This window comes from Rhodococcus sp. M8, assembly GCF_015654185.1.
Lineage (GTDB): Bacteria > Actinomycetota > Actinomycetes > Mycobacteriales > Mycobacteriaceae > Rhodococcus > Rhodococcus aetherivorans.
The window spans coordinates 2,982,799-3,005,057 of sequence record NZ_CP064065.1; the positions used below are offsets into that span (position 1 = coordinate 2,982,799).

Consider the following 22,259-nt stretch of genomic DNA (forward strand, 5'->3'; position numbering starts at 1 on the left):
CGTCTTCTCAGGCGCGGTAGGACAGGGTCGTCATCATCCCGGCTTCCTGGTGGTAGGCGTTGTGGCAGTGCAGGGCCCACTGGCCCGGGTTGTCGGCGTCGAACTCGATTTCCACAGTCTGCATCGGACGCACCGTCACGGTGTCCTTGCGGGCTCCGCCGTCGACCAGGGCGAAGGTGTGTCCGTGCACGTGCATCGGGTGGAACATGGCCGACATGTTCCGTAACCGCATCCGTACCCGTTGTCCCTGGGCGACGGTCAGCGGCGCGGTGTCGGGGAAGGTGGCGCCGTTGAGCATCCACCGGTACGGGACCATCGTGCCGCCCATGTCGACGCTCAGGTAGTTGTCGTGGGATCGTCGGGGCAGCCGCACCTGCTCGGCCGGGGACAGGGCGGTGCCGAGCAGCACCCGCCGATCCAGCTCGCCGGGCCGGGTATCGGTGGTGGCCGTCCCGGCGGCGGTGCGCACGACGGCCACCGCGTGGCCGGGTTTGCCTTCGGCGGCGGCGTAGAGCGGGAACACCCCGCCGGCGAGGGTGACCAGCACATCGAACCGTTCGCCCATACCGATCAGCACCGCGTCGGTGTTCCGGGGGGACACGGGGAAACCGTCACTGTGGGTGACCGTCATCGCATGTCCACCGAGCCCGACGCGGAAGGCGGTGTCCGAGGCGGCATTGACCAGCCGGATCCGCACCCGCTGCCCCGGGGCGGCGGTCAGGGTCACCGGGTCGACGGGGGTGCGGCCGTTGAGCAGGTAGTACGAGTAGTTCACGTCGCCGGCGCCGCCGAGCAGGTCCGAGCGCATGCTCTCTGCACCCATCATCGAGCCCATGCCGCCCATCGCGCCGTGGTCCATCATCGAGCCCATCCCACCCGCGCGGGGGGCGGGCCGGCCGGGGGCCGGCATGCCGAGTTCGCGGGCGACATCGTCGGGGGTGCGGCCGGTCCCGTCGACCCAGTCGTCGAGCACGACGACCCATTCGTCGTCGTAGCCGCCGGGCTCGGCCGGGTCGTCGATCACCACCACCCCGTACAGGCCGCGGTCGAGCTGCAGCCCGGTATGCGAGTGGTAGAAGTAGGTGCCCGGATGCGGGGCCGTGAATTCGTAGGTGAACGACTCCCCGGCGACGATGGGCTCCTGCGTGAGCCCTGGTACCCCGTCCATGTCGTTGCTCATCGCGATGCCGTGGAAGTGGATGCTGGTGTCGGCCTCGAGCCGGTTGTCAACCCGTACCTGCAGCAGATCCCCGGCCCGGGCCCGCAGCAGCGGACCGGGCAGCGTGTCACCGTAGCCCCAGGTCGAGACCACCGTACCGCCGAGGTCGACCTGCACAGGCCGCGCCGTCACCTGCGCGGCGACCACCGCCTGCCCGGCGGTACGACGTTGGGCCTCGAGCCGGCGCACCGCCTCGGCGCCCGGCCCGACCGGACTTCCTGCCACACCGGTGCGGGCGCAGCCGACCGGTCCACCGAGGGCCATCGCCCCGGCGGCCGCGGACGCACCGAGCAGAAACATACGGCGGGACATCTGCACCACACACATCTCCTGGAAACGTTGGGACGACAACGGACGACACGAGGTCGGCGCCGCTCACCGATAGGGACGCAGCGCCCGCCGCCGGGCTTGGTACTCGTCGGCGTCGATCTCGCCCCGTGCGAAACGGTCGTCGAGGACGCGCAGCGGATCGGCCGGCGGTGGCGGGGTGCCGGTGCGGTGGCCGGTGCGGAACAGTGCGGCGATGCCGAAGGCCACCAACGCCCAGAAACCGATCATCGTCAGCGCCATCACCATCCAGCCGGCCCAGCCCATTGCACCCGATCCCCACATCACGGCCGCTCCCTTCCTCGAAAGGCCCGGATCCGAGTCTGGGCCCGCTACCCGACGCCGCGGGTTGGCGTTCGATGAAGGTTCGCTGAAGAACGTCGCCACCGGCCCGCCGCGGCGGTCACGATGGGACATGGCCTCCGGTTCCGATCAGCTCGTCCCCGCCTCTGCCCCGAGCGCAGCGGTCCCCCCGAGCGGCCTGCGGGCGCTGGTGGTCGAAGACGAAGTGGCGCTGGCCCGGGTTGTGGGCACCTACCTCGAACGCGCCGGCTGCGAGGTCACGCTCGTGCACGACGGGCTCGACGCCGTCGAGCGCGCCCGGCGGGTCGATCCGGATGTCGTGGTGCTCGATCTGGGGTTGCCGCACCTGGACGGGATCGAGGTGTGCCGGCAGCTGCGCACGTTCTCCGACGCCTACGTCGTCATGCTCACCGCCCGCGCCGACGAGATCGACACCCTGGTCGGCCTGTCGGTCGGCGCCGACGACTACATGACCAAACCCTTCAGTCCGCGTGAACTCATCGCCCGCATCCAGGCCATGTTGCGGCGCCCCCGACCCTCGACCGGCGACGGCCGCACCCCCGCGCAGTCCGGCACCGATACCGGCCGCCGTACGTTCGGGTCGTTGACGCTCGATGCGGCCGGCCGCGAGGTGTGGGTCGACGGTACCCCGATCGCCTTGACCCGCACCGAATTCGACCTCCTCGCCGCGCTGTCCGCACACCCCAACATGGTGTTCACCCGGGCGCAGCTCATCACCGCGGTGTGGGGCCCGAGCTGGGTCGGCGACGAACACCTGGTCGACGTGCACATCGGGCACCTGCGCCGCAAACTCGGCGACGACGCCACCCGCGGGGTGTTCGTGCGCACCGTGCGCGGGGTCGGATACCGCATGGGAGCCGGGCAGTGACCACACCACCCCCACCGGCGGCAGCAGGGCGGAGGCCCGGGCGCCGCAGTGTCGGATTCGGCAGCCGGCTACTGGCCGCGCAGGCGATCGTCGTCGTCGGCGGCGCGATCAGCGCCTGGCTGGTGGCCGCCGCCGTCGCCCCAGGACTGTTCCACAACCACCTCGAGCAGGCAGGTATCGAGCACGTCTCGACCGAGGCAGCGCATGTGGAGGAGGCGTTCACTTCGGCGATGATCATCTCGCTGGCCATCGCGCTGGTGGTCTCGGCGCTGATGGCGCTGGCGGTGAGCTGGTACTTCACCCGCAGGGTGCAGCGCTCGGTCACCGGCGTGGCCGCCTCGGCCACCGAGATCGCCGGCGGCCACTACGGCGTGCGTCTGCCCGGACCCGGTCTCGGGCACGAATTCGACCAGCTCGCCGAGACGTTCAACCAGCTCGCCGATCGGCTGGACTCGGTCGAAACCACCCGGCGGCGCATGCTCTCGGATCTCGCGCACGAAATGCGCACCCCGCTGGCCACTCTCGATGCCCACCTCGAGGCCCTCGAAGACGGCATCCGGGTTCCCGACGCCGAGACCCTCGCGGTCCTGCGGTCGAGCACCGCCCGGCTCGGGCGGCTCGCCGAGGACATGGGCGCGGTCTCGCGCGCCGAAGAGGGCCGGCTGTCCGTCACGCCCGTGCCCACCGACACCCGCACCCTCGTCGACGCCGCGGTCCGCGTCGCCGCCGACCGCTACGCCGCCAAGGGCGTCGCCCTGGTCGAAGACGTCGAGCACCCCGCCGCGGTCACGGTCGACCCGGACCGGATCGGGCAGGTGCTGGGCAATCTGCTCGACAACGCCCTGCGGCACACCCCCGCCGGGGGCACGGTCACCGTCGCCACCTCTACCGTCGACGGAGAAGCCGGGATCACCGTCACCGACACCGGCGACGGCATCGCCGCCGAGCACCTGAGTCATCTGTTCGACCGGTTCTACCGTGCCGACCCCGCCCGCCGACGGCAAGAAGGCGGCAGCGGCATCGGATTGACCATCGCCCGCGCCCTGGTCGAAGCCCACGGCGGTACGCTGACCGCCTCCAGCGGCGGAGCCGGAACCGGCGCCCGATTCACCGTGCACCTGCCCACCGCCGCAGGCGCCCGCAGCAGCGCGCGCACCACCCCTCCGCGGGGTGCCGTGCACGCCGGCACCGGTCCCCGGGAGCGGCGATGAAGAAGCTTGCGCTCGATGCGCTCGCCCGGCACCTGGCCGCGCATGCCGCCGCCGCGCCCAGCGGCCGCAGCGCCGAGACCGTCTACGGCGGGCACGAACACGTGCTGCGGCAGACTCTCGTGGCGTTGCAGGCCGGACAGTCCATGGCCGAGCACGTCAGTCCCGGTGAGGCCACGGTGTACATCCTGCGCGGGCGCATCCGTGTCGTCGCCGACCGGACGAGCTGGGACGGACGCAGCGGGGACCTGATCGCTTTACCCCGCACCCGGCACCGGATCGACGCCGTCGCCGACACGGTCGCGCTGCTCACCGTCGCCAAGTACTGACCTCCGGGTGGTTCAGAGCCCGGCGCCGGGCCGCGGCGGGCTCGCCGGGGCCCGGTGGAACAACCAGGCCGCCACCGCAGTGAGCCCGACCAGCCACCCCAGCGCAGCCAGCAACGGCCCGGCGGCGTCGAAACTGTCGGTCAGCCCGCCGTCGAGGATCATCCGGGTCGCGCCGTAGCCGGGGAGCGTCTGCGCCCACTGCGACGGCTGCGGCCGCAGCATCGGGCTCTGCCCGATTCCCAGATCCACGAACGGCACCAAGAACGCGATGAATACCCCGCCCACCCGCCCGAACAACGGTCCCAGACACACCCCCACCAGCCCGTAGGTCAACGCCAGCAGCAGGTTCCCGGCCGCGTACAGGCCCCACTGACGCGCATCGAACACCGTGGCGGTGACCAGCAACGACGAGGCGGTCACCACCACCGCCGCCACCGCGATCACCGTCAACCGGACCGCCAGCAGCACCCCGGCCCCGAAGCCGGCCAGCGACAGTCGCCGATCACCGCTGCGCGCATCGAGTACCACGAACAACCCGGCCAGCGCCGACAGCGACGCAATGGCGATCGGAGTCATGGTCCCGGCATGCACGTCCGGCAGCCAGAACACCTCCGTCACCGTTCGTCCGTCCTCGACCAGGGAGAACATCCCGAACTCGGGGACGGTCATCGCCTTCGACAACGCGATGAACACGATCGGCACCACCACCAGCAGCACCCACAGCACCGGGTTGCGGCGCCAGTCCCGCAACCCCATGTCCAGCCCCACCGCGAACCGATCCGCCCGCCCGGCCCGGCCGCTGAGCCCACCGCTGCGGCGCACCCCGCCGACCGTGGTGGTGACCACCACCGCCCCGACGAGGAGAGCCCCGGCCATCCACACCAGTGCCCATCCCAGGTCCCCGACCTTTCCGCCGTGGCGGGAGGGCACATCCACCATCCACAGCGTCACGAAATGGGTGGGAAACCCGCGGGTGGCCACCCGCTCCGCCGAACCGATCGCCGGCCCGAAGAACACGTCGACGATCCAGACGAACAGGATCAGCACGGTGCCGTTGACCGGATTGGGCACCAGTGCGCCGACCACCGCCCCGATCGCCAGGTAGATCATCGCGAACATCACCGTGCCCACCGTCACCCGCACCGGAGCATCGATGCCGACCCGCACCGCCAGCGCCAGCAACGCCACCGCCGAGACCAGCACCGCCAACACCAGGCCGGTGCCGAGCCGGGCCAGCACCAGCCGCCCTGTCGCCAGGCCCGCCGACACCAGCCGCCGGTCCGCCGCCCGGGCGGCATTGATCTGGAAGTACATCGCGATCCCGGCCAGGAATCCCGCCGCCCACCCGGCCGTCGCCGCTTCCACCGCCGGTCCGCCCGCGCCACCGAGCAGCCTGGCCGCATCGGCCATCGCTCCAGCCGCGACGATCACGAACACCACAGGCACAATCACCAGCACCAGCAGGTTCACCGGGTTGCGGACATAGTCGGCCAGGAACCGGCCGATCAGCGCCCGGACGTCGCCGACCGCCGACCGCACGGTGGGGGCGAGGCTCATCGCGGCACCGTCCGGCCCTCCCGCAGATCGACGATGCGATCGAACCGCTGCTCGTCCGCCACGAAATGACTGATGATCAACACCGAGCGGCCCGCCTGCCGACGCTGCGCCACGATCTCCCAGAACCGCAGATAGGTATCCCAGTCGAACCCGGCATACGGCTCGTCCAGCAGCAACACCTCCGGATCGGCCAGCAGCGCCAGACCCAGGTTCAATTTCGCCAGCGTCCCGCCCGACAACCGGTCGGCACGGGTGCCGGCGTAGCGGTCGAACCCCAACGTGGCGTACAGGTGGCCGCGCGAGCGGTGCGCAACTTCCGGGCTCATCCGGTACGCCCGACCGAACAACTCGAAGTGCTCGTCGCACGTGAGCCGTTCGTAGACCACCGGCTGTTGCGGGCAGTAGCCCAGCCGCCGCGGACGGCGCACACAGCCGGCATCGGCCCGCAGGTCCCCGACGAGAATCTTCATCAGCGTCGACTTGCCCGAGCCGTTCTCCCCCGCCAGCCCGACAACCTCCCCGGGGCGCAGCACCAGGTCCGCCCCGCGCAACACCGGGGTGCGGTGCCGTCGCGGCCACCAGCCGCGACCGAAGCTCTTCTCGATCCCATCAGCCGCCAGCAACGACGACTGCGCCGAATCGGCCGACTCGGCCGTGGACTCCGGGGAACCGGACTCGGATGCAGCCATCTCTCACCTCGGACACTCGAAGGCGTGCACGCGCCACCGGCGCCTTCTTCCACCGCGGTTGTGGCGGGCGCACTCACCGTAGGTGCCCACCGCTGTAGCCCAGCACGAGATCCGGTGAAGATCTGCTGAAGAAACTCATCCGATGTCGGCGCTGCCCACCGCTACCGGCTGGCGCCGAGCCGGGAATCCGCCCCGGTCCGCTACGGAGGTGGGCTGCGACAAAGCCCTGCTAGGGCAACAGGCCCTGCCGACGGGCCTCGACGACCGCCTCGTGCCGGCTGCCGACCTCGAGCTTGCCCATCAGATTGCGCATGTAGCTCTTGACGGTCTCCACGCTCAGCGACAGCCGCTCGGCGATCTCGGCGTTGCGGCACCCGAGCGCCACGTACGCCAGCACATCCCGTTCCCGCGCCGAGAGCCGCACCGTCGGTGTGGCCGCCCCGCCGGTCAGCGTCCGCAGCTTCTCCTCGACCTCCCGCAGGCGCGCTTCGATCCCCGGGTCGGACGTCTGTGCCGCGATCTCCCGCAGGGCCAGGTAGCTCTCGGTGATGCCCTCCGACACCGACGCGGACACGGCGGACGGGGCGGCGGCGCGGGCGTTGTCGATGAGGGCGACCCGCCGGTCCACCTCGTCCCGGATCTCGATCTCGCGGGCGAGCCTGCGGGCCGACCGCATCACCTGCTCGACGACCACGTCGCCGATCGGCAGGCTGGTCCGCAGGCCGCCGTACAGGGCGGCGCGGGTGCGGCGGCGCACCACCACCGGAACGGCGAGCAGCGACTCGATGCCCTCCCCCGCGACCTCCCGGTCGTACTCGTGGGAGATCTGGGGGGAGTTGAAGTAGTCCGACACCGCGCCGGGCCGTTGCTCGGCGACCACCTTGCCGCCGAGCCCGCACTCGGAGCTGATCACCAGGTCGCGGAGGATGCCGCTGCGGGTGCCGACGAAACCGGACAGCAGCATGTCCCCGCCGTGCACGGTGCCACCGAACAGCACGGGCATCCCGGTCGAGATCTGCAGCTGCCGCAACTCGGCGCGCAGGGCGTCCTCGTCGCTCGGCCGCAGGTGCGCGTGCGGGCCCTGGCGCGTCGCCGCAACATTCGGCGTCCCGACCCGTGTCGATGCCGGGTTCGTCGACGCCGTGCTCGTCGACGCTGGGTTCGTCGACACAGACCTCACCGGAACCACCTCCGAGACCGCGAATACCCACTTCGGAGGGTAGCGGGGAATCTGTCGTGACTCATAACCTCCACCCGTTCCGGTGTTGCAGCGATCACAATGGCGTACACCGACCGAGTGCCGAAGTCCCGGAGGTATCCGTGCCCACCCCCACGTCCGTCCCCACCGCCCGAACGGCGAACCACACCCCGCTCAGCCCCCTGCGGTTCCTCGAGCGTTCGTCGTCCGTGTTCCCCGACCGCACCGCGATCGTCCACGGCGACCGCCGCTACACGTACGCGCAGTTCGCCGACGAGGCGCAGCGCCTGGCCCGGGTCCTGCGCAGCCGGATCCAGCCGGGTGACCGGGTGGCCTTCCTGGCGCCGAACGTGCCGGAACTGCTCATCGCGCACTTCGCGGTGCCGCTCGCCGGGGGCGTGCTGATCGCGCTGAACTCCCGGCTCGCCGGGCCCGAGCTCGAGTACATCCTCGGGCACGCCGAGGCGTCGCTGCTGTTCGTCGACTCGGAGTTCGTGGGGTCGGTCGCCGGTGTCACGGCCGGCGTGCCGTCGCTGACGGCGGTCGTGGAGGTGCCGGATTCGACGGTCCCGTACCCCGACGTGCCGGCCGGGATCGTCACCACCCGGTACGACGAGTTCCTCGCCGCCGCCGACGACCTCGACGACACCCCGCTGCACTGGGGCGTCGACGACGAGGAGCAGGTCATCACCCTGAACTACACGTCGGGCACCACCGGCAAGCCGAAGGGCGTGATGTACACGCACCGCGGCGCCTACCTCAATTCCTTCGGCGAGACGTTCCACAACGGGTTCGACGGGAAGACGCAGTACCTGTGGACCCTGCCGATGTTCCACTGCAACGGCTGGTGCACGCCGTGGGCCGTGACGGCGGCCGCCGGCACGCACATCTGCCTGCGGGCCGTGCGGGCGGACGCGATCTGGGACGCCATCGACAACCTGGGCGTGACCAACCTCTGCGGCGCCCCCGCGGTGTGCTCGACCATCGCCGAGGCCCCGCAGGCCCACCGGCTGGACCGGCCGCTGCGGATCACCACGGCGGGCGCGCCCCCGTCGCCGACGGTGATCGCGCAGCTCGAGGCGATCGGCGTGACCGTCGTGCACGTGTACGGCCTCACCGAGGTCTACGGGCCGTACACGATCTGCGAATACCAGGACTCGTGGGACGACAAGCCCGCCGAGGAACGCGCGGCGCTCCTGTCGCGGCAGGGCGTGGGCATGCTGCAGGCGGAGAACGCACGGGTCGTCGACGCGAACATGAACGACGTGCCCGCGGACGGGCAGACGATGGGCGAGATCGTGCTGCGCGGCAACAACGTCATGGCGGGGTACTTCAAGGATCCGGAGGCCACGGCGGAGGCGTTCAAGGGCGGCTGGTTCCACACCGGCGACCTGGGCGTGATGTACCCGGACGGATACATCCAGCTCAAGGACCGCGCCAAGGACATCATCATCTCCGGCGGCGAGAACATCTCCACCGTGGAGGTCGAGCAGGCCATCGTCAGCCACCCGGCCGTGCTGGACGTCGCGGTGGTGGGCGTGCCCGACGAGAAGTGGGGCGAGCGTCCCAAGGCGTTCGTGATCCTGAAGAAGGGCGAGACCGTGACGGCCGAGGAGCTGATCTCCTACACGCGCACGTTGCTCGCCGGGTACAAGGTGCCGCGGGAGATCGTGTTCCCGCTGGATCTGCCGCGGACGCCGACCGGCAAGATCCTCAAGTTCGAGCTGCGGGCCGCGCACTCGGCGCAGGCCTGACGCCGGCCGCGCCGCCGGGTCCGGCGGCGCGGCCGTTTCGACTTCGATACCGCGGATTGGATACTGAGAACCATGGCACTCGGTCCCGACTCCGCCCGCCGCATCGACGCGACCGGCCCCGATCCCGCCCAGTTCCGGGTGCACGTGGTGACGCAGGCGATCCGCCTGTTCTCCGAGTACGGCTACGAGTCGACCACCGTCGAGCAGATCGCGTCGGCCGCGGGAGTGTCGCGACGGACCTTCTTCCGGCAGTTCCGCTCGAAGGAGGACGTGATCTTCGCCGATCACGAATCGCTGCTCGAGCAGGTCGGACACTATCTGTCGGGGAACTTCGACGATCCGTGGGCGGCCGCCGCCGAGGCCGCCGAGCTGGTGTTCGGGCACTTCCGGGACAAGCGGGAGCTTGCGGTGTGGCGGTATCGCGTGGTGCAGCGGGTGCCTGCGCTGCGCGAGCGGGAGCTGGTCACGACGTACCGCTACGAGCGGCTGTTCACCGACTACCTGCGCTCGGCGGTGCCGTCGGAGTCGGGGGTGCGGATCGTCAGCTTCGCGGCCGCGATGACCGCGACGCACAACTTCCTGCTGCGCGCGATGATCCGCGGCGACGAGTCCGCGACGGCGGAGGAACTGCGCCGCGCGCTGCTCGAGGTGCGGCGCTCGTTCGGTGTCGCACCGGGGCAGAGCGCCGCGCCGGCCGTCGGTCCGGCGCGGGACGCCGAGCGCGCGATCACGGTGGTGACCTATCCCCCGGGCACGTCGCCCGCGGAGGTCGCCCGCCAGGTGCAGGCGCAGCTCGAGGCGGCGTCGGACTGACGTCAGGGGGTGGCCGACGATCCACCACCCCATTGACGTGGCACTGAGTGCCGTGATTCACTGGAACCGATTTCGTGACGTCGCGAGCCCTCCACTCAGTAGGATGGATGCGACACCCAAACAAGAACTGGCACTGCGTGCCGATAGGAGTCCGCCGTCATGGCCTTCAACCCGGAGTTCGGTCTGTTCAAGCTGGGCGAGGAGCACGATGAGCTCCGCGCCGCCATCCGCGCGCTGGCCGAAAAGGAGATCGCACCCTACGCCAAGGACGTCGACGAGAACTCCCGCTTCCCGCAGGAGGCCCTCGACGCCCTCAACAAGTCCGGCCTGAACGCGATCCACGTCCCCACGGAGTACGGCGGCGACGGCGCCGACTCGGTCGCCACCTGCATCGTCATCGAGGAGGTCGCCCGCGTCTGCGGTTCGTCCTCGCTGATCCCGGCCGTGAACAAGCTCGGCACCATGGGCCTGATCCTGTCCGGCTCCGAGGAACTCAAGCAGAAGGTCCTGCCCGACCTGGTCAAGGGCGACATGGCGTCCTACGCGCTGTCCGAGCGGGAGGCCGGCTCCGACGCCGCGGGCATGCGTACCCGCGCCAAGGCCGACGGCGACGACTGGATCCTCAACGGCTCCAAGTGCTGGATCACCAACGGCGGCAAGTCCAGCTGGTACACCGTCATGGCCGTCACCGACCCCGACAAGGGCGCCAACGGCATCTCCGCGTTCATGGTCCACAAGGACGACGAGGGCTTCGTCGTCGGCCCCAAGGAGAAGAAGCTCGGCATCAAGGGCTCCCCGACCGCCGAGCTGTACTTCGAGAACTGCCGCATCCCCGGCGACCGCATCATCGGCGAGCCCGGCACCGGCTTCAAGACCGCCCTCGCGACCCTCGACCACACCCGCCCCACCATCGGCGCGCAGGCGGTCGGCCTCGCGCAGGGTGCGCTCGACGCGGCGATCGCCTACACCAAGGACCGCAAGCAGTTCGGCAAGCCGATCTCCGACTTCCAGGGTGTGCAGTTCATGCTGGCCGACATGGCCATGAAGGTCGAGGCGGCACGCCTGATGGTGTACACCTCCGCGGCGCGCGCCGAGCGCGGGGAGCCGAACCTGGGCTTCATCTCCTCCGCCGCCAAGTGCTTCGCCTCCGACGTCGCGATGGAGGTCACCACGGACGCCGTGCAGCTGTTCGGCGGTGCCGGCTACACCACCGACTTCCCGGTCGAGCGGATGATGCGCGACGCCAAGATCACCCAGATCTACGAGGGCACCAACCAGATCCAGCGGGTCGTCATGTCCCGCGCGCTGCTCCGCTGACGCGGCGGCAGTAAGTTCACCCTGGTCCAACCTTCGTATCGAGGAGAATCTCCCGTGGCAGTGGAATTGATCGGTGTAGTCGGTGGCGGCACGATGGGGGCCGGCATCGCCGAGGTGTGCGCCAAGGCCGGCAGCGACGTGATCGTGCTCGAGACCAGCGAGGAGTTCGCCGACGCGGCCCGCAAGCGCGTCTCCGGCTCGATCGGCAAGGGCGTCGCCCGCGGCAAGATCACGCAGGAGGAGGCCGACGCCGCGATCGCGCGGGTTCGGGTCACCACCGATGTCGCCGATCTCGCCGACCGTGATCTCGTCATCGAGGCGGCGCCCGAGATCGAGTCGCTCAAGGTCGACATCTTCACCAAGCTCGACGCGGTCGTGAAGCCCTCCGGCATCCTGGCGACCAACACGTCGTCGCTCCCGGTGATCAAGATGGCCCAGGCGACGTCGCGTCCGGGACAGGTGGTGGGTGTGCACTTCTTCAACCCGGTGCCGGTGATGCCGCTGGTGGAGATCATCTCGGCGCTGACCACCGAGGAGGAGACGGCGAACGCCGTCTTCGACTACGTCAAGAACACCCTCGGCAAGATGACGGTCCGCGCGGGCGACCGCGCCGGCTTCATCGTCAACGCGCTGCTGATCCCGTACCTGACGTCCGCCGTGCGGATGCTCGAGTCGGGCTACGCGACGAAGGAAGACATCGACGCCGCGATGAAGGGCGGCTGCGGCTACCCGATGGGCCCGCTCACCCTCATCGACACCGTCGGTCTCGACGTCACCCTCAACGCCGCCCAGTCGCTGTACGACGAGTTCGCCGAGCCGCACTACGCGCCCCCGGCGCTGCTGCGCCGCATGGTCGACGCCGGCCGCCTCGGCCGCAAGACCGGCCAGGGCTTCTACAGCTACAACTGAGCCCCGCAGCACGAACCCCGTCGCGACGCGCTCGCGGCGGGGTTCGTCGTATCCGTGATCCCCCGCGCGCATCGGTGCCGTCCGCGCGCGGCCACGCCGGGCGAGCGGACCTACGCCGGGGGTGCGTCCCGGTCCGCCTCGGACCGCTCCTCCACGTGCCGCTGCAACGCGCCGATCCGCAAGTCGAGATCCCGGGCGCTCTCCGCGGCGGCGCGCAGTTCGTCGAGCATCTCCCGCGGGACGTGACCGTCGAACTCGGTGCGCAGCCGCGTCGCCACGCTCTCCCACGACTCCATGACCCCGGTGCGGATCTGCACCTCCACGTACACGGTCCGCACCCGGCCGGTCGACGCCACCGGCACCTCCACGACGAGGCACAGCCCGCGGTACCCGTCCGGGCCGGCGCGCTTGATGTAGTCCCTCGCCTCGATCACCCGCACGTCCCGCCGGGCGACGAGCAGGTCCCGTACGCGGTACACGTCGGCGGTGACGGCGCACGTGAGCCGGATCCCGGCGACGTCCCGCCCGAGGTCCTCGACCCGCAGCGGTGGATCGGCCTCGCCCAGGACCGAGTCGGGCGTGGTCAGCCACGTTTCGGCATGCTCGACGGGATCGTAACCGTGGGTGTCGGCGAACTCGCTGCGGACGATGTCGATCTTCGTCCGCAACTCTTCGACACCGAACCCGCAGGTCTTCAGGAACCGAGCCAGATCCCGCCGGAGGATGTCAGTCCGCCCGGGTCCGCTCCCCGTCATCGCCAGCCTCCTCGATCCGCGTCTGCGAATTCGCCGGCCCCGCGCGACGACCGTCGCGCAGCACCTCCCGCAGCGTCCGCGGCGACACGCCCGCCTCGCGGCGGGCCTTGCCGCGGGTGACGAGCACCCCGATGATCGCCACGACCCACACGGGATACTGCGCCAGCCAGGCGACCCGGAACGCCTCGAAGGTGTAGCCGCCGAGACGCTGCAGGATCAACCCCATCGCCTGGATCACCAGCAGGGACGCCAGGAATCCGCCGATGTTGACCATGCCCTGGGCGGTGCCGAGCGCGGTGCTCGGGTTGAATGTCCGCGCATAGTCGAATCCGATCATAGACCCGGGTCCGCCCACCGAGATGGTCACGATCAGGAGGACGAGCAGCCACATCGGGGCCGGCGCCGGCAACAGCAGCACGACCGTCCACATCGCGGCGTTGCTCACCATGATCGACAGCACCAGCCACGAGCGGTGCAGCGGGAACCGGCCGCTGAGGATCCCGAGCACCGGGCCGGCCGCGATCGCCGAGACCACGGAGAGGGTGAGCAGCGAACCGGCGGCCGCCGCGGACAGGCCCTGCGCCGACTGGAGGTACGGCACGCCCCACAGCAACGCGAACGTGGTGATAGAGAATTGGGTGCCCATGTGGGTGAAGAAGCCGAGCCGTGTGCCCGGTCTGCGCCACACCACCCCGATCTGCCCGAGCACCTGCCGCATCCCGGCAGCCTCGGTCCGCACGACCACCCCCGGCGGCGCGTCGCGCACCACTGCGACCGCGAGCACGCAGGCGAGCACACCGAGCGCCGCGGCGCTCGCGAACGCCGCGCTCCACCCCGCTCCGCCCAGGATCAGCACGAAGGGCAGCGCCGAGAGCACCTGACCCAGCTGCCCCAGGATGCCGGTCAGCTGCGACACCAGCGGCACCCGCCGCGTGTCGAACCACACCGGCACCAGCCGCAGCACCGAGATGAAGGTCAGCGCGTCGCCCGCCCCGACGAAGACGCGGGCCGCATAGGCGGCGGGCAGGGACTCGGTGAACGCCAGCACCAGCTGCGCCACCGCCATGATCGCCGCACCCGAGGCGATCATCACCCGGGAACCGAACCGGTCGAGCAGCACCCCGGCCGGGATCTGCATGCTCGCGTACACCACGATCTGCAGGACCACGAAGCCCGACAGCACGGCCGGGGTGATGTCGAAGCGTTCCGTCGCGGCGAGTCCGGATACGCCGAACGACGTGCGATGCATGACGGCCACGACATAGGCGAGGACACCCACGCCCCACACCCACCAAACCCGTTTCATGATGAAACGACCCTACGCGGCGACGCGACTACCCGCCGGTAGTCACTCCCGGCCCCACGACACCCAGGTCGGGTCCGCGGCCCGCCCACCCACGACCGCGTCGGCGAGGATGTCGAGCCTGGCGACGTGCTCGTCGGTGAGACGCACGTCGAGCGCGCCGGCATTCTCGGTGACCCGCGCGGCGGAGCGGCTGCCCGGGATCGCCACCGACGGCAGCCCGAACTGCCGCGCCTTGGCGTCGAGCCACGCCAGCGCCACCTGCGCGATCGTCGCGCCCACCTCGTCGGCCACCGCGCGCACCGCGGCACGCACCTGCAGGTTCGCGGGCAGCGCGTCGGCGTCGAATCGGGGGAAGCGCCGGCGCAGGTCCTTCTCCCCGATCCGGGCGGCATCGAACGCGTCGGTGAGCAGACCTCGGCTGACCGGCGAGTACGGCACGAAGCCGATGCCCAGCTCGACGGCGGTCGGCACGACGTTCTTCTCGACGTCCCGGGAGACGATGCTCCACTCGGACTGGATCGCGGCGATCGGGTGCACGGCGTGCGCGCGGCGCAGCTCGTCGCCGGTGGCCTCGGACAACCCGATGTGCCGGATCTTGCCGGCCTGCACCAGCTCGGCCAACGCGCCGACCGTGTCCTCGATGGGCACGTCCGGGTCCACGCGGTGCAGGTAGTACAGGTCGACGCGGTCCACCCCGAGCCGGTCGAGGGACTCGTCGAGGGCCTTCTTCGCGTACTCGGGACGGCCGTCGATGCCGCGATTACCGCTGCCCAGCGCGCCGACGAGCCCGAACTTCGTGGCCACCTGCACCTCGTCCCCGCGGTCATGCAGCAGCTTCCCGACGACCCGTTCGCTGGTGCCGTCGCCGTAGACGTTCGCGGTATCGACGAACGTGACCCCCAGGTCGACGGCGTGATGCAGCGTCGCCAAGGCCTCGTCGAGAGCGACGGGGCCGTAGGCGGGCGAGACCGACATCGCGCCGTATCCCTGTGCGCTGACGGTCAGGCCGGGGGCGAGCTCGACGGTGGGGACGGGCATGACTTCTCCAGTACTGTCCGGACGATCGGGGGACCGCACCAGGTGCGGCGACACCGATCCTTCCGAACATCGCGGGCCGCCGCACGTCGGGAAACCCGGTGCCGCCGCCACCGCCCGCCTAGTCTGAATCCATGTCGTACGACTGGCTCGAACTGCAGCACATCGCCCGGCAAGGTTTCGAGAGCCGGCTCTCGGCGGTCACCGACTGGTCCGCCCCCACCCCCGACACCGAATGGGACGTCGCCACCCTGGTCCGGCACGTCGTGGACGAGCAACGGTGGGTGCCGCCGCTGCTCGCCGGCAGGACGATCGCCGAGGCGGAGGCCGAACTCGACCCGCTCGGCGACGACCTGTCCGCCGAATGGGACCGGCACGCCGTCGACGCCTCCGTCGCGTGGGCGTCCACCGACCCGGACAAGCAGGTGCACCTGTCCTACGGGATGGTGCCCGTCCGCGACTATCTGCGGCAGCAGGTCGCGGACATCGCGATCCACACGTGGGACCTGGCCCGGGCCGTGGGGGCCGACGAGCGCCTCGATCCCGACCTGGTGGCGGCCGTGTGGGAGGACATACAACCGCAGCGGGACATGCTGGCCGCGAGCGGGCTGTTCGCGCCGCCCGTGCCGGTGCCCGACGACGCGGCCGTGCAGGACCGGTTGCTGGCGCTGACCGGGCGTGATCCCCGACCGGGAGGAACGCGATGAGCACGCCGACCGAGCCGGAGGCGAGCACGCCGATCGAGCCGGAGGCGAGCCGCGCGACCGAGCCGGAGGCGAGCACGCCGATCGAGCCGGAGGCGAGCAGCGCGACCGAGCCGGACATCAAGCCCCGCAGCCGCGACGTCACCGACGGCCTCGAGAAGACCGCGGCGCGCGGCATGCTCCGCGCGGTCGGCATGGGCGACGACGACTGGGGCAAGCCGCAGATCGGGGTGGCCTCGTCGTGGAACGAGATCACCCCGTGCAACCTGTCGCTGGACCGGCTGGCGCAGGCGGTCAAGGACGGCGTGCACGCCGCCGGCGGGTATCCACTCGAGTTCGGCACGATCTCCGTCTCCGACGGCATCTCGATGGGCCACGAGGGGATGCACTTCTCGCTGGTGTCGCGGGAGGTGATCGCCGACAGCGTGGAGACGGTCATGCAGGCGGAGCGGCTCGACGGGTCGGTACTGCTCGCAGGATGCGACAAGTCCCTGCCCGGAATGCTGATGGCCGCCGCGCGTCTCGACCTGGCGGCCGTGTTCCTGTATGCGGGGTCGATCCTGCCGGGCGTCGCGAAGCTGTCCGACGGATCCGAACGCGACGTGACGATCATCGACGCCTTCGAGGCGGTCGGCGCCTGCGCCCGCGGGCTGATGAGCCGGGAGGACGTCGACGCGATCGAGCGGGCCATCTGCCCCGGCGAGGGCGCGTGCGGCGGCATGTACACGGCGAACACGATGGCCAGCGCGGCCGAGGCGCTCGGCATGTCGCTGCCGGGAAGCGCGGCGCCGCCGGCGACGGACCGCCGCCGCGACGGGTACGCCCGCCGCAGCGGGCAGGCCGTGGTGAACCTGCTGCGCCGCGGCATCACCGCCTCCGACATCCTCACGAAGGAGGCGTTCGAGAACGCGATCGCCGTGGTGATGGCGTTCGGTGGGTCGACCAACGCGGTGCTGCATCTGCTCGCGATCGCGCACGAGACGCAGGTCGAGCTGAGCCTGGACGACTTCTCCCGCATCGGTGCGCGCGTCCCGCACCTGGCCGACGTCAAGCCGTTCGGCCGGCACGTGATGCAGGACGTCGACCGCATCGGCGGCGTGCCGGTGATCATGAAGACCCTGCTCGACGCGGGCCTGCTGCACGGCGACTGCCTCACCGTCACCGGGCGGACCGTCGCCGAGAACCTGGCCGAGATCGCCCCGCCCGACCCGGACGGGAAGGTGTTGCGCGCACTGAGCGAGCCCATCCATCCCACGGGGGGCATCACGATCCTGAAGGGCAGCCTCGCCCCGGGCGGCGCGGTGGTGAAGTCCGCCGGGTTCGACGAGTCGGTGTTCGAGGGCACCGCCCGGGTCTTCGAGCGCGAGCGTGCCGCGATGGACGCGCTCGAGGACGGCACGATCACCGCGGGAGACGTGGTGGTGATCCGGTACGAGGGCCCGAAGGGCGGGCCGGGAATGCGGGAGATGCTCGCCATCACCGGCGCGATCAAGGGTGCCGGCCTCGGTAAGGACGTGCTGCTGCTCACCGACGGGCGGTTCTCCGGCGGCACGACGGGCCTGTGCGTCGGGCACGTGGCTCCCGAGGCGGTGGACGGTGGCCCGATCGCCTTCGTCCGCGACGGCGACCCGATCCGCCTCGACGTCGCGAACGGCACCCTCGACGTGCTGGTCGACGAGGACGAACTCGCGTCCCGCCGGCAGGGGTGGGAGCCGCTGCCTCCCCGCTACACCCGCGGGGTGCTGGCCAAGTACACGAAGCTGGTCGGTTCGGCGTCGAGCGGCGCGGTCTGCGGCTGACCCGATTCGCGGATCCGTCGAGGCGGTGGAGAATCGGCCTGCGCGACGGCGCCCTACAGATCGAGGCCGAGGTCGACGTCCCGGCCGTCGAGGGCGCCCCGCAGGATCGCCTGGTCGGCCAGGTCCTCGGCCAGGAATTCCCGGAGCAGGTCCACCGCCTGCACGATCTTCCGGCTGCGCAGCGAATAGAAGACGTTGTTGCCGGAACGTCGCGCGTTCACGATGCCGCGCTCGCGGAGAACGGACAGATGCTGGCTGGCGTTGGACTGGCTGAAGCCCAGCGCCTCGCACAGGTCACCGACGCTGAGTTCGCCGTCCCGCAGCTCGTTGATGATGAGCAGTCGCTTGGGGTCGGCGATGGCCTTGCAGACTCGGGCGTGGAGTTCCTGCAACTGTGCCGCGATGTCCTGTTCCATCACCCCTCCGAACCGAGCGTCGGGTGCCGATTATAGGTGCGCCGGCCGGGCGGCGGCGGATCGCGGCGGGGCGCCGGCCCGGCGAGCGCGACGGTGCCGTCGGTGGCCGCACAGCTCAGTGGGCGGTCTTCAGCGAGGTGGCTGCCGCGCATTGGTTGCGGCCGACGTCGAGGACCTCGAGCTCGTCCTCGGCGGGGGCGAGTTGGCCGGCGTTCACGCGGCGGATCGTCTCGTAGGTGTGCGGGGCTGCGGGCAGCGAGTTCACGATCTGCTCGACGAAGCGTTCGAGGGCGTGCTCGTTCAGCAGTGTGGCGGTGAAAACCTCCTCCAACGTGGTGACGACCAGTCCTTCGGCGTTGATCTCCTCGCTGCTCGACCAGTGGGCCGGGGCGATCATCGTTCGCGGGTCGAGGGGCCGCAGCCTGTCGTGCACGCTGCGGAACAGATCCCGCGCCAGCTCCTCGGCCCGGCCGGTCAGGTCGGGCCGGCCGAGTCCCCGGACGAAGACGGTGTCGCCGACGAGCAGGACCGAATCGCTGACCAGCAGCGCCGTCGTGCCGGGGGTGTGGCCCGGCAGGTGCATGGTCATGGCCCGGACGACGGTGGACCCCAGGTCGAGTGCGTCGCCCTCCTTCAGCGGCCGGTTGGGGAACGGGACGATGCCGCCGGCGTCCTCCGGCGGCAGGTGATACTCCGCATCGAGCCGGGCGGCCAGTGCCGGGCCTCCACTGACATGGTCCGCGTGCACGTGGGTGTCCACGACGTGCACGATCGAAACATCTTGCATTCGAGCGAGTTCCAGGTATTCCTCGGTCGATCTGGCGGGGTCGACGACGATGCCGCGGCCGCCGGGCACGCCGACGAGGTACGACAGGCAGGCCTTCGCCGGGCGCTGGAACTGCCAGATGCGCACGTCGCCGGGGAGTCCGGTGATCTCGACGGGAACGAGGAGCCGGTTCCACGCGTCGGTACCGCCCTCGAGGGAGCGGGTGCACAGGCCCAGCGTCTCGAACTCCTCGGCGACCAGTTCGGAGCCGTTGCCCTGTCCGCAGACGACGACGGCGCCCGCCCGCGTGACGGCGGCCTGTTCCTCGAGTTCTTCCATCACCCGATAGACCGGGACGTGGCGAGTGGGAACGGGCCGGGGTCCTTCGATCCGGCCGGCCCGGAAATCCTCGGTGCTGCGGATGTCGAGGATCTCGGGAACGGTGCCCGCCTGGAGCTCGCGAAACAGTTCCAACGCTGTGACGGTATCGGCCACGTGTCCTCCCAGGGACGAAACGGGCGGGTGGTCCGCACACCGGGAGGGTGACTTTCCGAACCATCTTGCGGTATGCGCATACACGAATGTAGTGTTCTGGATCACATATCGCAACACTCCGCGCGAAGGCCGCACGAGGCCTCCCCGGCAACCACGAAAGGGGCCGGCGCATGTCGGACAACCCGCAGCGTGACGTCGACGACGCCCCGGAGAGCATGACGATCGTGGCGTGGAGCGGCGATCTGGACAGAATGTGGCCGACCCTGATCCTCGGCTCCACCGGCGCCGCCTACGGCATGTCCACGACGATCTTCTTCACCTTCTGGGGACTGTTCCCCCTGGTGCGCGACGACGTCCGGATCACCGGCACCGACGCGATGACCAAGGCGCTGGCCGGCATGAACCGGCCGGGCATGCGGCACATGAAGCTGTCGAAGCTCCACCTGGCCGGCGCCGGTCCCTGGATGATGAAAAGACTTGCGCGCCAGAAGAACGTGGCCCACCCGGCCGAGCTGGTCGAGATGTGCACCGAGCTGGGCGTGAACCTGTGGCCGTGCGAGATGACCATGGACCTGCTGGGCCTTCGCCGCGACCAGCTCCTCGAGGGAGTGGGCGAGCCCGTCGGTGCCGCCACCGCCCTGTCCGCGATGAGCAGGTCCCAGATCAGCCTCTTCATCTGACCCTTCGGAACCCAGGAGCGGACCGTGGACTACCAGATCGACGTCGTCGTCGACGCCAAGGGACAGAAATGCCCGATGCCCGTGCTGCTCGCCTCGCGTGCGATCAAGAAGCTCGAGTCCGGGCAGATCCTGCTCGTCGAGGCCACCGACGGCGGATCGAAACGCGACATCCCGTCGTGGGCGACCGACACGGGAAACGAACTGCTGGACAACAACAGCGAGGACGGCGTCCACCGCTACCTCATCCGGAAGAAGTGAGACGGTGCGCTACGGCTTCGCGATCGATCAGCGCACGTGCATCGGCTGCCACGCCTGCACGGTCGCCTGCAAGACCGAGCACGAGGTGCCGCTCGGCCAGTTCCGCACGTGGGTGAAGTACGTCGACGCGGGTGAGTTTCCGAACACCACAAGATCTTTCGGTGTGATGCGCTGCAACCACTGCACCGACGCACCGTGCGTGAAGATCTGCCCCACCGGCGCGCTGTTCAAGCGCGACGACGGAATCGTCGACTTCGACAACGAGCGCTGCATCGGCTGCAAGAGCTGCATGCAGGCGTGCCCCTACGACGCCATCTACATCGATCAGGACACCCACACCGCAGCGAAGTGCAACATGTGCGCGCACCGCGTCGACAACGACATGGAGCCTGCCTGCGTCGTGGTGTGCCCCACCCACTCGATCTGGGTCGGCGACCTCGACGACCCGACCAGCGGCATCGCCACCCTGGTCAGCACGCAGCAGACCGCCGTGCGCTCGCCGGAACAGAACACCGGGCCGAACGTCTTCTATCTCGGTGCCGACCGGGCGGTCCTCGATCCGCTGGTCGCCCCGGTCGCCGACACCTACATCTGGGCCGAGCCGGACGCGCACCGCCGCGAGACCGCGGCCGACCTGCCCGGGGATCGCACCACGAAGGCGCGCACCACGCTGAACACCGCGCATCCCCGGCCGTGGGGATGGCGCGTGACGACCTACCTGTGGACCAAGGCCGTCGCCGCCGGCGCCCTCGCCGTCGCGGGGCTCGCCCACCTCCTCGGCATCGACCTGGGGTGGCTGGGCGACTACGCGGCGCCCGCAGTGGCCATGGCGGGCGCGGCCCTCACCGGAGTCCTGCTGATCTGGGACCTGAAGCGGCCGGAGCGTTTTCTCTACATCTTCCTGAGATCCAACTGGTCCTCGTGGCTCGTATGGGGCGCCTACGCGCTGGCCGCCTTCGGCGGGGTGGCCGCCCTGTGGGTCCTCGCCGCCTTCCTCGGATCGGCTTGGGGCGCAACCGTGCTCGCCTGGGCCGCCCTGGCCTCCGGCGCGCTGGTCGCCGGCTACACCGGATTCCTCTTCGGGCAGGCCGAGGGCCGCGACCTGTGGCAGTCACCGTTGTTGTTCTGGCACCTGCTGGTTCAGGCCGCCATGGTCGGGACCGGGGCGCTGCTCGTCGTCGCGCCGTTCGCGGGTCTCTCCGACGGGGCGGTCGGCTTCCTCGTGCGCGTCTTCGTGCTCTCGACCGGACTGCACCTGCTGATGCTGCTCATCGAGTACTCCGGCCGGCACGCCAGTCGGCAGGCGACCCTGGCCGCGCACATCATCACCCGCGGCCGCTACGCCCGGCTGTTCTGGCTGGGGGCGATCGTCCCGGCAGTGGTGGCGGCCGCACTGGCCGCCCCGTCGTGGAACGGCTCCGCCGGTGCCGCCCTCCTCGTCGCGGCCGGCCTGCTGACGCAGATCTCACTGCTGGCCTACGAGACTGCGTTCGTCCGGGCGGGCCAGGACCCACCCCTGTCGTGAGCGGCCCG

At 70.4% G+C, this 22,259-nt stretch carries 22 protein-coding genes; 12 read left to right on the forward strand and 10 right to left on the reverse strand.

The genetic code is table 11. The features are described from left to right. Positions 1-7: 7 nt before the first annotated feature. Positions 8-1,546: a multicopper oxidase family protein gene (locus ISO16_RS13355; protein WP_170914040.1), complete on the reverse strand. Its 1,539-nt coding sequence runs from the start codon at positions 1,544-1,546 to the stop codon at positions 8-10. 48 nt (positions 1,547-1,594) lie between these two features. After that, the gene (locus tag ISO16_RS13360) at positions 1,595-1,831 is read right to left on the reverse strand and encodes an SHOCT domain-containing protein (protein WP_050036451.1); all 237 of its coding nucleotides are present in this window, start codon (positions 1,829-1,831) and stop codon (positions 1,595-1,597) included. A 205-nt stretch (positions 1,832-2,036) separates the two neighbouring features. Between ISO16_RS13360 and ISO16_RS13365 the strand changes: the two genes are divergently transcribed. Genes ISO16_RS13365 through ISO16_RS13375 form a run of 3 tightly spaced genes read left to right on the forward strand, consistent with a single transcriptional unit; the run spans position 2,037 to position 4,275 of the window. Continuing rightward, positions 2,037-2,738, forward strand: coding sequence for a response regulator transcription factor (locus ISO16_RS13365; RefSeq protein ID WP_072636383.1), 702 nt, complete (start codon positions 2,037-2,039; stop codon positions 2,736-2,738). Then, positions 2,735-3,949 carry a sensor histidine kinase gene (locus ISO16_RS13370; RefSeq protein ID WP_072636358.1) on the forward strand — a complete coding sequence of 405 codons (1,215 nt, stop codon included), beginning with the start codon at positions 2,735-2,737 and terminating at the stop codon, positions 3,947-3,949. Before ISO16_RS13365 ends, ISO16_RS13370 begins: the two co-directional genes overlap by 4 nt. Further along, on the forward strand, positions 3,946-4,275 hold the full coding sequence (locus ISO16_RS13375) for a cupin domain-containing protein (RefSeq protein WP_029546350.1): 330 nt from the start codon (positions 3,946-3,948) through the stop codon (positions 4,273-4,275). The genes ISO16_RS13370 and ISO16_RS13375 overlap by 4 nt, the downstream gene beginning before the upstream one ends. A gap of 12 nt (positions 4,276-4,287) precedes the next feature. Here ISO16_RS13375 and ISO16_RS13380 read toward each other — a convergent pair whose 3' ends face one another. The 3 genes from ISO16_RS13380 to ISO16_RS13390 form a co-directional block, all read right to left on the reverse strand. Then, positions 4,288-5,832 (reverse strand): ABC transporter permease, encoded by a 1,545-nt coding sequence (locus ISO16_RS13380; RefSeq protein ID WP_072636359.1) that lies wholly within the window; start codon positions 5,830-5,832, stop codon positions 4,288-4,290. Next, positions 5,829-6,521 (reverse strand): ATP-binding cassette domain-containing protein, encoded by a 693-nt coding sequence (locus ISO16_RS13385; RefSeq protein WP_230304546.1) that lies wholly within the window; start codon positions 6,519-6,521, stop codon positions 5,829-5,831. The genes ISO16_RS13380 and ISO16_RS13385 overlap by 4 nt, the downstream gene beginning before the upstream one ends. Positions 6,522-6,750: 229 nt before the next feature. Next, the gene (locus ISO16_RS13390; RefSeq protein ID WP_037202046.1) at positions 6,751-7,587 is read right to left on the reverse strand and encodes a helix-turn-helix transcriptional regulator; all 837 of its coding nucleotides are present in this window, start codon (positions 7,585-7,587) and stop codon (positions 6,751-6,753) included. Positions 7,588-7,841: 254 nt separating this feature from the next. Between ISO16_RS13390 and ISO16_RS13395 the strand changes: the two genes are divergently transcribed. The 4 genes from ISO16_RS13395 to ISO16_RS13410 all read left to right on the forward strand — a co-directional run bounded on the left by ISO16_RS13395 (position 7,842) and on the right by ISO16_RS13410 (position 12,512). After that, positions 7,842-9,473, forward strand: coding sequence for an acyl--CoA ligase family protein (locus tag ISO16_RS13395; RefSeq protein WP_065922031.1), 1,632 nt, complete (start codon positions 7,842-7,844; stop codon positions 9,471-9,473). A 72-nt stretch (positions 9,474-9,545) separates the two neighbouring features. Then, a complete protein-coding gene (locus tag ISO16_RS13400; RefSeq protein ID WP_006930316.1) occupies positions 9,546-10,286 on the forward strand; it encodes a TetR family transcriptional regulator in 741 nt (246 codons plus the stop codon). A 159-nt stretch (positions 10,287-10,445) separates the two neighbouring features. After that, positions 10,446-11,603 (forward strand): acyl-CoA dehydrogenase, encoded by a 1,158-nt coding sequence (locus ISO16_RS13405; RefSeq protein WP_006930317.1) that lies wholly within the window; start codon positions 10,446-10,448, stop codon positions 11,601-11,603. A gap of 60 nt (positions 11,604-11,663) precedes the next feature. Then, positions 11,664-12,512, forward strand: a complete 849-nt coding sequence (locus ISO16_RS13410; RefSeq protein ID WP_029546354.1) for a 3-hydroxybutyryl-CoA dehydrogenase — start codon at positions 11,664-11,666, stop codon at positions 12,510-12,512. A 110-nt stretch (positions 12,513-12,622) separates the two neighbouring features. Here the strand turns inward: ISO16_RS13410 and ISO16_RS13415 are convergent, their stop codons facing one another. The 3 genes from ISO16_RS13415 to ISO16_RS13425 are packed head-to-tail and all read right to left on the reverse strand — an operon-like array spanning position 12,623 to position 15,611. Then, positions 12,623-13,267, reverse strand: a complete 645-nt coding sequence (locus ISO16_RS13415) for a GTP pyrophosphokinase (RefSeq protein ID WP_072636360.1) — start codon at positions 13,265-13,267, stop codon at positions 12,623-12,625. Beyond that, the gene (locus ISO16_RS13420; RefSeq protein ID WP_072636361.1) at positions 13,239-14,573 is read right to left on the reverse strand and encodes an MFS transporter; all 1,335 of its coding nucleotides are present in this window, start codon (positions 14,571-14,573) and stop codon (positions 13,239-13,241) included. The genes ISO16_RS13415 and ISO16_RS13420 overlap by 29 nt, the downstream gene beginning before the upstream one ends. Positions 14,574-14,615: 42 nt before the next feature. Beyond that, positions 14,616-15,611 carry an aldo/keto reductase gene (locus tag ISO16_RS13425; RefSeq protein WP_072636362.1) on the reverse strand — a complete coding sequence of 332 codons (996 nt, stop codon included), beginning with the start codon at positions 15,609-15,611 and terminating at the stop codon, positions 14,616-14,618. Positions 15,612-15,742: 131 nt separating this feature from the next. Between ISO16_RS13425 and ISO16_RS13430 the strand changes: the two genes are divergently transcribed. Then, positions 15,743-16,315, forward strand: a complete 573-nt coding sequence (locus ISO16_RS13430; RefSeq protein WP_006930322.1) for a TIGR03086 family metal-binding protein — start codon at positions 15,743-15,745, stop codon at positions 16,313-16,315. Continuing rightward, positions 16,312-18,111, forward strand: a complete 1,800-nt coding sequence (gene ilvD, locus ISO16_RS13435; RefSeq protein WP_230304547.1) for a dihydroxy-acid dehydratase — start codon at positions 16,312-16,314, stop codon at positions 18,109-18,111. The genes ISO16_RS13430 and ilvD overlap by 4 nt, the downstream gene beginning before the upstream one ends. A gap of 53 nt (positions 18,112-18,164) precedes the next feature. Here the strand turns inward: ilvD and ISO16_RS13440 are convergent, their stop codons facing one another. Then, complete coding sequence (locus tag ISO16_RS13440; RefSeq protein ID WP_006930324.1) at positions 18,165-18,527, reverse strand: ArsR/SmtB family transcription factor; 363 nt, start codon at positions 18,525-18,527, stop codon at positions 18,165-18,167. A 115-nt stretch (positions 18,528-18,642) separates the two neighbouring features. Continuing rightward, positions 18,643-19,767, reverse strand: coding sequence for an MBL fold metallo-hydrolase (locus ISO16_RS13445; RefSeq protein WP_230304548.1), 1,125 nt, complete (start codon positions 19,765-19,767; stop codon positions 18,643-18,645). Between the two features lie 191 nt (positions 19,768-19,958). Here ISO16_RS13445 and ISO16_RS13450 point away from each other — a divergent pair, with 191 nt between their 5' ends. The 3 genes from ISO16_RS13450 to ISO16_RS13460 are packed head-to-tail and all read left to right on the forward strand — an operon-like array spanning position 19,959 to position 22,251. Beyond that, entirely contained in the window at positions 19,959-20,468 is a 510-nt protein-coding gene (locus ISO16_RS13450; protein ID WP_006930336.1) for a DsrE/DsrF/DrsH-like family protein, read from the forward strand. A gap of 24 nt (positions 20,469-20,492) precedes the next feature. After that, the gene (locus ISO16_RS13455; protein ID WP_029546361.1) at positions 20,493-20,726 is read left to right on the forward strand and encodes a sulfurtransferase TusA family protein; all 234 of its coding nucleotides are present in this window, start codon (positions 20,493-20,495) and stop codon (positions 20,724-20,726) included. Positions 20,727-20,730: 4 nt separating this feature from the next. Then, positions 20,731-22,251 carry a 4Fe-4S dicluster domain-containing protein gene (locus tag ISO16_RS13460; protein ID WP_072636364.1) on the forward strand — a complete coding sequence of 507 codons (1,521 nt, stop codon included), beginning with the start codon at positions 20,731-20,733 and terminating at the stop codon, positions 22,249-22,251. Positions 22,252-22,259 lie beyond the last annotated feature (8 nt).